Below are 10,901 nucleotides of genomic sequence, written 5' to 3'. Positions count from 1 at the left end.
GACCTGCTCGTCGTCTCGCTCGGCGGCCAGGGACAGTACAACCACGTCATCAACGACACGGGCTCCCCGACCTCCGGGACCTCGACCGTCCCGTCGAACGTGGTGTCCTACCCCTGACGGGGACACGCAGGACATCCGGCACATGAGCTGAATCGGCGCGGGGCGCGGCAGACCGCCGGGCCCCGCGTCCGCTCACACCGGCCCGGCCGGCGGCGGGCCGCCCAGTGCCTGCTCGGACCAGATGACCTTGCCCCGGTCGGTGTACCTGGCCCCCCAGCGCTCCGCGAACTGGGCGACGAGGAAGAGGCCCCGGCCGCCCTCGTCGGTCGTGGTGGCGTAGCGCAGGTGCGGGGAGGTGCTGCTGCAGTCCGACACCTCGCAGGTCAGGGCCCTGTCGTACAGGAGCCGGACCGTGATGGGCTCGGAGCCGTAGCGGATGGCGTTGGTGACGAGTTCGCTCAGGATGAGCTCGGTGACGAAGCCCTCCTCGTCCAGGCCCCGGTCGGAGAGCCAGCGCATGGCCTGCTTACGGATTCCGGCGACAGCGGCGGGGTCCGGAGGTACGTCCCACTGAACGCGCCGGGACGGGTCCAGGGTGCGGGTCCGGGCGACCAGCAGGGCCACGTCGTCGCCGGGGCGGCTGGGCAGCATGGCCTCCAGCACGTCGTCGCAGGTCTCCTCGGGAGTGCGGTCGCGGTCGGCGAGCGAGCGGCGCAGGAGTTCCAGGCCGTCGTCGATGTCCCGGTCGCGGCGCTCCACCAGACCGTCCGTGTACAGGACGAGGCGGCTGCCCTCGGGGACGTCCAGCTCGGTCATCTCGAAGGGCATGCCGCCGATCCCGAGGGGCAGTCCGGCCGGGATTTCCGGGAAGCCGACCGTGCCGTCGGGCAGCACGAGCGCGGGCCCGGGGTGGCCGGCCCTGGCGACGGTGCAGCGGCCGGACACGGCGTCGTAGATCGCGTACAGGCAGGTGGCGCCGGTGATCGAGCCGCCGCCCGACTCCTCGTCCTGGTCCATCCTGACCACCAGTTCGTCCAGGTGGCCGAGGAGTTCGTCGGGTGCCAGCTCGAGCGTGGAGAAGTTGAGGACCGTCGTGCGCAGCCGGCCCATGGTGGCCGCCGCGTGCAGCCCGTGCCCGACGACGTCGCCGACGACGAGTGCGACCCGGGCTCCGGAGAGCGGGATCACGTCGAACCAGTCGCCGCCCACGCCCGCCTGCGCCGGCAGATAGCGGTAGGCGACGTCCAGGGCGTTCTGCTCGGGCAGGCCGCGCGGGAGGAGACTGCGCTGAAGGGTGACCGCCATCTGGTGCTCGCGGGTGTAGCGGCGGGCGTTGTCGACGCTGACCGCGGCGCGGGCCACCAGTTCCTCGGCGAAGGAGAGGTCGTCCAGGTCGAAGGGGTCCCCATTGTGCGCGCGCCAGAAGTTGGCGATGCCCAGGATGACGCCGCGGGCCCGCAACGGGACGGAGAGCAGTGAGTGGTAGCCGTGGTCCAGGAGGCCGTCGGCCTGTTCCGGTTCCGTCTCGCGCCACTGCTGGGAGGCGGCCAGGTCGGAGACGATCCGGGTGTGCCCGGCGCCGGTGCCCAGGCCGTCGGCGGTGGTCGGCCGGTAGCCGATGACGTGTCCGGCCGGGTGCAGGGGGTGGCCCTCGGCGGCGCTGCGGACGGCGGTGCGGCGGAGCTCCAGGGTGTCGCCGGCGGGCGGTCTCGGCTCCCCGCCGCGCAGGACGGCGTCGGCCAGGTCGACCGTCACGCTGTCGGCGAATCCGGGGGCGGCGACGTCCGCGAGCTCCTGGGCGGTGGTGGTGACGTCGAGGGTGGTCCCGATCAGCGCGCCCGCCCGGTAGAGGAGCGTCAGCCGTTCCCGTACGGTCTCGGCCCGGCCGGTGAGGGCCCGCAGTTCGGTGGTGTCGCGGAGGGTGGCGACCATGCCGGGCTGGCCGCCGCGCTCCTCGGTGGGGCGGAGGTTGACGGCGAGCAGCCGGTCCCCGGCGGGCCGCAGCTCGTCCGTGGCGACCTGCCCGGAGGCGAGCAGTTCCGCGGTGCCGGGCGCGAGCCCGAGGTCGGTCACCGCGCGGCCCTCGGCGTCCGGCGGGAGGCCGAGCAGCCGCCGGGCCTCGTCGTTGGCGAGCAGCAGCCGGTGGTCGGCGCCGATGATGAGGACGCCCTCGCGCACGGCGTGCAGCACGGCGTCGTGGTGTTCGTACATCCGGGTCATCTCGGCCGGGCCGAGGCCGCGCGTCTGGCGGCTGAGCCGGCGGCTGACCAGGGCGGCGCCGGCCGTGGTGAGGACGAGGGCGGCGACCCCGGCGCCGACGGTGAGCGGGATGCTCGGGTACGCCAGCTTGTTCACGGCCTCGACCTTGATGCCCACCGCGACGAGCCCGGCGGCCGTTCCGTCCTTGCGCGGGACGGCCACCGCCGAGCTGACGGCCCTCCCCCGGCTCGCGGCGACGGTCCGGGTGACCGGCCCGTTCTCCAGGGCCTCCTTGTAGGGGCCGGGAACCTGCTTGCCGATGAGCGCGATGTCGGGGTGGGTGTAGCGGACGCCGTTGGTGCCGGCCACGACGACGTATTCGACGCCGGTGCTCTGCCGGATCTCCTCGGCGCGCGGCTGGAGGGCGGCCGTGGGGTCCTTGCTGTCGAGCGCCGCCGCCACGCCCGGGGCGTGCGCGAAGGTCTCCGCGACGCTCAGCGACTGGGCCCGCGCCGCGCTCATGCTGTCGCGCCGGCCCTGTACGACGAGGGCGACGACGGCGGCGGCGTCGAGCAGGACGACGATGCCGAGCATGAGGACGAAGAACTGCCCGGCGACGGTGCGGACGCTGAAGAGGGAGAGCAGACCGCGCCCCGGGGAGGACCGCCCGCGCGGTGGCTCGGTGGGCGCGGGAGCGTCACCGCCCGGGCGGCCGCCCTCATGTCGCCGCGGACGCCGGGCGGAGCGGTGAAACCTCGCCCGCAATCGACCTGTGCCACCCACATATCCAGGTTTAACACGGATCGTCCCAGGGCGATCGGCGTGCGGGACCGGTCCGCGTTCCCCGGCGGGCCGGGCCGGGCGCGATCGGGTGACGCGCGGGCGGCGGGCGCGTGCCCGGGCGGCGGGACCGCCGTCGTCGCCCGATGATCCGGAAATGGTGCCTGTATTCCTGACCAAGGCGGTCGAGCTGCTGCTCGGCCGGGAGAACCGCTCGCTCCATCTGAAGGCGGCGGGCTGGGCGACGGTGCTGCTCGCCCTGACCGTGCTGGCCGGCTCCTGGCTGGTGCTGGTTGCCGAGCGGCACGCCCCGCACGCCACGATCACCTCGTACCCGCGGGCGCTGTGGTGGTCGGTGGAGACCGCGACGACCGTCGGCTACGGGGACTTCTTCCCGGTGACGCTGTGGGGGCGGATCGTCGCCGTCGTCGTGATGGGCGTCGGCATCACGACGTACGGGATGGTCACGGCCGCGCTCGCGACCTGGTTCGTCGGGCATGAGCAGCGGCGCCGCCACCGGGCGGCCGCCGAGGCCGAGCACGCCGCGCGCCAGGTGCGGGACGAGACGGAGCGGCTGCTGCACGAGCGCTTCGACCGCATCGAGCGGCTGCTCGCCGATGCGGGGCGCAGGCCGCCGGGCTGAACGGCGGGAAGTCACGCGGAGACCACCCGGCCGTGTATGAACGGCCCGGTGCCGGACACCGGCATTTTTGATCACCCTCCCCGGGGCCCGGGAAACCGGCAGGATGGCGGTGTACAGGGTCGTCGTCCCCGGGCGGCGGCGCCGGACCGAGGAGGGAGCCCCATGCGGGAGACGCGTGCAGAGCAGTCGCCGCCGGACGAGGAGACCGCTCACGGCGCGGCCGAGGAGGCGCAGGTCATCGTGGTCGGTGCGGGGCCGGCCGGTTCGTCCGCCGCCTACCACCTCGCGAGGGCCGGGGTCGATGTGCTGCTCCTGGAGAAGTCCCGCTTCCCCCGCGAGAAGGTCTGCGGGGACGGCCTGACCCCGCGCGCGGTGCACCAGCTGATCCGCATGGGCGTCGACATCCAGGCCCCCGGCTGGACCCGGTCGCGCGGGATGCGCTGGGTGGCCGGTCCCCGGCAGGTGGAGATCGACTGGCCGGCGCTGGGCGGCTTCCCGGACTTCGGGCTCACCCGCAGCCGGCACGACTTCGACGACATCCTGGCCCGGCACGCCGTCGCGGCCGGTGCCCGGCTGCGTACCGGGGTGAAGGTGAAGGAGCCGGTGACCGACCGGGCGGGCCGGATCACCGGGGTGACGGCGGTGTCCGGGGCGGGCACGGTGGTGCACCGGGCGCCCGTCGTGATCGCCGCCGACGGCGCCTCGGCCCGGATCGCACTCGCCATGGGTCTTGAGCGGGACGCCAAGCGGCAGATCGCCACGGCCGCCCGGCGCTACTACCGCAGCCCGGAGCGTTCCCGGGAGGACTTCCTGGAGCTGTGGGCCGACCTCCGCTTCCCGAGGAGCGACGCCTATCTGCCCGGGTACGGCTGGATCTTCCCCATGGGGGACGGCCGGGTGAACGTCGGTCTGGGCGCGCTCCCCCACCGCCGGCACGGCAGCGCGGACCTGCGGGCCACGCTGGACCGGTGGCTCGCCCGTACGCCCGAGGAGTGGGGGCTGCGGGAGGAGAACGCCGAGGGGCCCGTGCGCAGCGCCGCCCTGCCGCTGGGCTTCAACCGCCACCCGCTGTACACCCGGGGGTTCCTGCTCGTCGGTGACTCCGGGGGCATGGTCAGCCCGTGGAACGGCGAGGGCATCGGGCAGGCGATGGAGGCGGGCGAGGTCGCCGCCGAGACGACGGCCCTCGCACTGGCGTTGCCACCGGGGCCGAGGCGGGAACGGGCACTGCGCCACTACCCGGCCGAGATGAACCGGCGCTGGGGCCGCTACTACCGGCTCGGTAACACGGCCGCCGATCTGATCTTCAGCCGATCGGGCTTCCAGCCGGTGCTGAACCGGTACGTGATGGGCTCGCCGGCCCTGCTCAACACCCTGGCCCGGCTGCTCACCAACCTCACGGAGCATCCCTCGCGCGACGCGATCGACCATGTCCTGAACACGGCGGTCCGCCTGGTCCCCGCGCCGGGCGTCCGGCGCCGCTGATCCGGGACGTGCTCATCGCTCGCCGGTGGACACCCTGCACACCAGATGTGAGAACCGAAGGCAATCCATGCACAAGCAAGAGACCGAAGAGGCGAGCCGAGGAGCGGGCGCGCGTCCGGAAGCCTGGCTGCGCCGCTACCACGCCCCGGACGCCCGCGCCGAGCTGGTGTGTTTCCCGCACGCGGGCGGCGCCGCCGGGTTCTGGCGCCCGCTGTCCGACGCCGTCCGGCACGCGCTGGGCGTGCGCGCCGTGCAGTACCCGGGCCGGCAGGACCGCTACCGCGAGGCGCCCGTCGACGATCTGCACCGGCTCGCCGACCTGATCGCCGAGGCCCTGGCGGCCGGCCCCGCGCCGGCCGGGCCGCGCGTCCTCCTCGGGCACAGCATGGGCGCCTCGCTCGCCCACGAGGTGGCGCTGCGGCTGTCCGGCGTACCGGGCCACGGGGCGGCGGCGCTGATCGTGTCCGGCCGGCGGGCGCCCTCGCGCCTCGGCTCCGGCTGGCCGGAGACGGATGAGGCGCTGCTCGCGCGGGTCCGCGAGCTCGGCGGCACGGACCCGGCCGTGCTGGCCGATCCGGAACTGCTCGACATGATCCTGCCGGCGCTGCGCGCCGATTACGCGGCCGTCGCGGGGTATGTGCCGGGCGGCGGTCTCCTGACGTGCCCGGTCGTCGCCCTCACCGGGGACGGGGATCCGGAGGTGGCGCCGGAGGACGTGGCGCCGTGGCGCGAGACGACCACGGGCCCGTTCGCGATGCGGGTCCTCGCGGGCGGGCACTTCTTCCTGAACGACCATCTGCCGGCCGTCGCGGAGCTGGCCGTGTCCCTGGCCGCCGCTCCGGCGCACGGGCGGCTCAGCCGCTGACCCGGCCCGAAGCCCCCGACGCCGCCCCCGGCGCGCCGGGGGCTTCCTTGCCGGTGCCGAAGGCGCGCAGAAAGGTGTCGACGCCCGCCGTGACGACCTCGGCGACTTCCGCCGGGTCGAGCGGGCGGGTGCCGAGCGCGCTCATCACCGGCAGCTCGTCGTAGACCAGCGCGATGAACTGGTTGGCCGCCCTGACCGGGTCCTCGACCCGCAGGTGCCCGGCGTTGGCCAGCCGGGCGAGGCGGCCCGCCAGCGCCTCGGTGAACTGGTTGGGCCCGCTGGCCCGTACCGCGTCGAAGAGGTCCGGGAAGCGCACGGACTCCGCGTACAACAGCCGGCGCACGGCCTCGGACTGCTCGTCGCAGTAGCAGTCGACCAGCTTGGTGGCCAGGTCCTCCAGCGCGGGGCGCAACCGCTCCGGGTCAGTGGGGAAGTCGGTGAGGACGTCCAGGGTCTTGGCGTTGGACCGGGCGGCCGTCTCCGTCAGGACGTACCGGAAGAGCCTTTCCTTCGAGCCCAGGTGGTTGTAGATCGTCGGCTTGGAGACCCCGGCCTCCGCGGCGATCACGTCCAGGCTCGCCTGCGCGTATCCGACCTGGGCGAAGACCCGCAGGGCCGCCTCCACGATCGCCCGGCGTTTGTCGAGGCGCCCGCGGTCCGCCGGGCGCCCGTCCGTCTCTTCGTTCTCGCCAACGCTCATGCGCCCATGCTACGGTGCCGGCCACCTGATTTAACTACCCAGTTAAATTTTCTGACTGGGATGGTTCAAAGGAGTTGCCATGCATGTAAGGAAAGCGGTGGGGAACGGGCCCGCCCGCCTCGATGCCGCTCTGCTGACGCTGGTCGGCGTCATGGTGCTCGGCGGGATGATGTCGTATCTGGACGCGACGATCGTCAACGTCGGGATCAGCACCCTGGGCGGCGAGTTCCACGCGACGTTGGCCACCATCGAGTGGGTCACCACCGGCTATCTGCTCGCGGTCGCCCTGGCGATTCCGCTGGCGGGCTGGGCCGTGGTCCGGTTCGGTGCCAAGCGCGTGTGGCTGCTCGGCCTCTCGGTGTTCCTGATCGGCTCGACCCTCTGCGCCTTCGCCCGGAACGCGGAGAGCCTGATCGCCTTCCGCGTCGTCCAGGGCTTCGGCGGCGGCATGGTCGACCCGATCATGATGACGGTCGTCGCGGGCGCCGCGGGGCCCGCCAGGATCGGCCGGGTCATGGGCCTGGTCTCCGTACCGATCACGCTGGGCCCGGTGATCGGCCCCGTGGTCGGCGGGCTACTGCTGGACAACTTCTCCTGGCAGTGGATGTTCCTGGTCAACATCCCCTTCGCGCTGGCCGCGATCGTGCTGGCCATCCGGGTGCTGCCGGCCGACCCGCCGCCGGGCGGCGACCCCGTGCCGTTCGACGCGCTGGGCGTGGCGCTGCTCTCCCCCGGCTTCGCCGCCCTTGTGTTCGCGCTGTCCCAGGCGGGGGGCAACGGCTTCGGAAGTACGAAGGTGATCATCGGGCTCGCGGTGGGCGTCGCCCTGTTCGTCGCGTACGGCGTGCACGCGCTGCGCACCTCGGTCACGCCGCTGCTGGACCTCCGGCTGTTCGGCGGCAAGGGCTTCAGCGCGAGCGTGACCACCATGTTCCTGCTCGGCGGCGGTCTGTTCTCGCTGCTCTTCCTGCTGCCGCTCTACTACCAGCAGGTCCGCGGCCACAGCGTCCTGGAGTCCGGGCTGCTGCTCGCCCCGCTGGGCCTCGGCACCCTGATCGGGATGCCGATCGCGGGCAGCCTCGCCGACAAGGTGGGTGCCCGCCGGCTGGTGCCCACCGGTGCGCTGCTGATAGGCGCCGGTGCGCTGGTCTTCACCGGCTCGGACTCCGGTACGCCCCAGGCCGCCCTGACCGCCGCGCAGTTCGCCGCCGGCTTCGGCATGGGCCTGGTGGGTGCGCCCACGATGGGCTCGGTCTACAAGACGGTCCCGGGCGAGTCGGTCGCCGGTGCCACGGGCGCGGTCTTCATCCTCAACCAGATCGGCGCCTCGCTCGGCATCGCCGTCGTCGCCCTGATCCTCCAGGGCGGCGGCTCCCACGCGACCCCCACCGCCGACTCCTTCTCCCACGCGTTCCGGTGGCCGGTCGCGGCGGCCGTGGTGGTCTTCGCCGCGGGGCTGCTGCTGCCGGGCAGGCCCGAGGCCGGACCGGCCGCCGGCGAAGCGCCGGTGGAGACGTCCGCCGGCCCGAAGCCCGTCACCGGTCGCACCTGAGTCCCGCGGTCGCCCGCGGCTCCTCGCCGACCCGCGTATTCGCCCCCTCCGGAGGTATCCATGAGCCGTCGCCCCGGCCCCGCGCGTCGAGGAGTTCGGAACACCTGGCCGCTTTGCGGCGGGGGCGGCGCGGTGGCGGGTCCGGGCGCGGCTGCCGCAGGCATGCTCAGGCGCTCACCCACCGTCCTCCCCGGTCCACCGGGCCGCGAGGAGCAGGGCGATGTCGTCGGGCCGGTCCGCGGCCTGGCGGGCGCGGCGGATGACGTGGTCGGCGGTGTCGGCGAGCGGGGCGGCGCCCAGACCCGCGAGGGTGGAGCGCAGCCGCTCGACCCCGACGTCGATGTCGGTGCCCGCCTGCTCGACCAGGCCGTCGGTGTACAGGGCGAGCGTGGCGCCGGGGTCGAGGTGCAGTTCGGTGACGGGGTAGACGGCCTCGGCGTCGATGCCCAGGACGATGCCGCCGGGGAGCTCCATGACCTCGGCGGTGCCGTCGGGCCGGCGCAGGACGGGCTGGGGGTGCCCGGCGCGCACGGCGTGCGTCCGGCCGGTGGCCGGATCGGTCACGATGTAGCAGCAGCTCGCGAACTGGCCGGTGTCCAGGTCGATGAGCAGGCGGTTGGTGCCGCTCATGACCTCCTGGGGGTCGTGGCCGCTGAGCGCGAAGGCCCGTACGGCGCTGCGGAGCTGGCCCATGGTCGCGGCGGCGGCCACGCCGTGCCCCTGCACGTCCCCGATGACGAGGGCGAGGCGGCCGTGGGTCTCGATCACGTCGTACCAGTCGCCGCCGACGTCCATGCCCTGGGTGCCGGCGAGGTAGCGGCCCTGGGTGTCGATGCCGCGGACGGCGGGCAGCCGGTGCGGCAGCAGGGCGTCCTGGAGGCCGCGGGCGAGGGCGGCCTCGGTGTCGTAGCGCTGGGCCCGCTGCAGGGCCTGGGCGATGAGTCCGGCCAGGGCGGTCAGGACCGTACGCTCCTCCGGGCTGAAGCCGCGCGGCTGGTCGAAGCCGAGGATGCAGGAGCCGACGAGCCGCCCGGAGGCGATGAGCGGGAGGAAGGCGCGGGCGCCGACGTCCGTGTCCATGGGGATGCCCGGGTAGGCGGCGGCCAGGCGCTGCATCGACTCGAAGAAGATGGGGCGCCCGGTGGTGAGCGTCTCCACGCCGGGGATGCGGGCGTCCAGGCCGACCGCGTCGAACCGGTCGAGGAAGCCGTGCGGGAAGCCGGTCTCCCACTCCAGGTAGAGGTGGCCCTCCTTGAGCAGATAGATCGCCAGTTGCCGGCCGCCGAAGGCCGGAAGCAGCTCATCGGTGACCACGCGGGAGACCTGGCGGGCGGTGACGGCCTCGGTGAGCGCGATGGCGAGGGCGACCGGCCGGTAGAGGGCGGCGGACCGGTCGGCCGGCGAGCCGAGCCCCAGTCCGGGCGTGACGACGGAGTCCGGGGCGTAGGCGGGCTTCTCGGCGGGCGTGAGGACGGCGGTCAGGCCGTCGTGTCCCGGGTACAGGGAGACGGAGAGCCAGGGGGGCGGGTCGCGGCGGGCGAGGAAGTGGACCGGCGCGTCGGAGATCATCGCGGCCCGGTAGTGGTCCTCGTACGCCGGGTTCGCGAACCAGGGCAGCACCTCCCAGAGCACCCGGCCGACCAGGGCGGCACGGGGCCGGCCGAGCATCTCCTCGGCGAGCGGGTTGACGTAGGTGATCCGGCCGAAGCGGTCGAGCGAGAAGATGCCGCGCGGCAGCCGGTCGGCGGCCTCGGCGACGACCGGGCCGATGCCCAGGTCCACCAGGAAGCCGGTCAGGTGCCCGCCCGGCCCCTCGTCGTCCCGCCGGCGCCCGGAGACCTCCAGCAGATGGGAGCGCCCGTCCGGGCCGCGCAGCCGCATCCGGCGCACGACGGGGCCGCCGGAGCCCGCCGCCTGCCGGGCCAGCGCCCAGAGGCCGTAGACGTCCTCCGGTGCGAGCCGGGCGGCCAGGGCCTCGATGGTGCCGGCGAAGCGCCCGGCTCCGGTGCCGAGGATCGCGGAGAGGTCGTCGTCCGCCTCGACGGCACCGGTGGCGAGGTTCCAGTCGAAGCGGCCGATGCGCACGGGCGGCGACGTCCTGGCGGGCAGCTGTACGGGGAGCGGCTCGCCCTCCCACTCCGGCCGGGTGCCCGCCTCCGCGAGGGCGGCCAGTTCGGTGCCCAGGCCGTGGGCGATGCGCTGGAGCCGGTCCCGGTCGGCGGCGGGCACCGGGTCGTCGCCGGTCGCGGCGCGCAGGACCACGAGGACGCCGACCGGTTCGCGGCGGCGCGCCACCGGCACGTACAGGGAGCCGAAGGGGAACGGCAGTCCGGCCATCAGCTGCGGGAAGCGCCGCATGGCGTCCTCCGCGTCGGCGAGGTAGACCGGGCTGCCGGTGCGGAACGCCTCGGCGACCGGGAACGGCCGGTTCACGTGCATCCGCCACCAGGGGCGGAACAGGGGGCCGGGGAGCCCGGCGAGGACGGCCAGCCTGAGCAGGCCGGGGGTGCGCGAGGGGAGGTAGACCCCGCCGGCTTGGCCGCCGACCGCCTCGATGGCGTGCACGACGGACTGGGCGAGCACCAGGGACAGGTCGCCCGGCGCCCGGCCGTTCTCCGGTCCTGCGGGCGGGCCGTCGCTCGGGCCGAACGGCATCCGCCCGGCCGCGCCGTGCCAG

Annotated in this window: 7 protein-coding genes; 4 read left to right on the top strand and 3 right to left on the bottom strand. The window is 74.3% G+C overall.

Translation table 11 applies throughout. From position 1 onward, the window contains the following. Window positions 1–192: 192 nt before the first annotated feature. Window positions 193–2,793 (bottom strand): SpoIIE family protein phosphatase, encoded by a 2,601-nt coding sequence (locus ABZ565_RS17615; protein WP_361027013.1) that lies wholly within the window; start codon window positions 2,791–2,793, stop codon window positions 193–195. A gap of 343 nt (window positions 2,794–3,136) precedes the next feature. Between ABZ565_RS17615 and ABZ565_RS17610 the strand changes: the two genes are divergently transcribed. The 3 genes from ABZ565_RS17610 to ABZ565_RS17600 all read left to right on the top strand — a co-directional run bounded on the left by ABZ565_RS17610 (window position 3,137) and on the right by ABZ565_RS17600 (window position 5,972). Continuing rightward, on the top strand, window positions 3,137–3,622 hold the full coding sequence (locus ABZ565_RS17610) for a potassium channel family protein (RefSeq protein ID WP_361026969.1): 486 nt from the start codon (window positions 3,137–3,139) through the stop codon (window positions 3,620–3,622). Window positions 3,623–3,784: 162 nt separating this feature from the next. Continuing rightward, window positions 3,785–5,107 (top strand): geranylgeranyl reductase family protein, encoded by a 1,323-nt coding sequence (locus ABZ565_RS17605; RefSeq protein WP_361026966.1) that lies wholly within the window; start codon window positions 3,785–3,787, stop codon window positions 5,105–5,107. Window positions 5,108–5,174: 67 nt separating this feature from the next. Then, entirely contained in the window at window positions 5,175–5,972 is a 798-nt protein-coding gene (locus ABZ565_RS17600) for an alpha/beta fold hydrolase (RefSeq protein ID WP_361026963.1), read from the top strand. Here ABZ565_RS17600 and ABZ565_RS17595 read toward each other — a convergent pair. Continuing rightward, window positions 5,962–6,672, bottom strand: coding sequence for a TetR/AcrR family transcriptional regulator (locus tag ABZ565_RS17595; protein ID WP_361026960.1), 711 nt, complete (start codon window positions 6,670–6,672; stop codon window positions 5,962–5,964). The two genes, ABZ565_RS17600 and ABZ565_RS17595, sit on opposite strands and share 11 nt — an antisense overlap. Window positions 6,673–6,751: 79 nt before the next feature. Here ABZ565_RS17595 and ABZ565_RS17590 point away from each other — a divergent pair, with 79 nt between their 5' ends. After that, window positions 6,752–8,224, top strand: a complete 1,473-nt coding sequence (locus tag ABZ565_RS17590) for a DHA2 family efflux MFS transporter permease subunit (RefSeq protein ID WP_361026957.1) — start codon at window positions 6,752–6,754, stop codon at window positions 8,222–8,224. A gap of 174 nt (window positions 8,225–8,398) precedes the next feature. Here the strand turns inward: ABZ565_RS17590 and ABZ565_RS17585 are convergent, their stop codons facing one another. Further along, window positions 8,399–10,879, bottom strand: a complete 2,481-nt coding sequence (locus ABZ565_RS17585) for a SpoIIE family protein phosphatase (RefSeq protein WP_361027011.1) — start codon at window positions 10,877–10,879, stop codon at window positions 8,399–8,401. Window positions 10,880–10,901: the final 22 nt, after the last annotated feature.

Source organism: Streptomyces sp. NPDC016469 (assembly GCF_040632905.1).
GTDB lineage: Bacteria > Actinomycetota > Actinomycetes > Streptomycetales > Streptomycetaceae > Streptomyces.
This window is presented reverse-complemented; position numbering and strand designations above follow the sequence as displayed.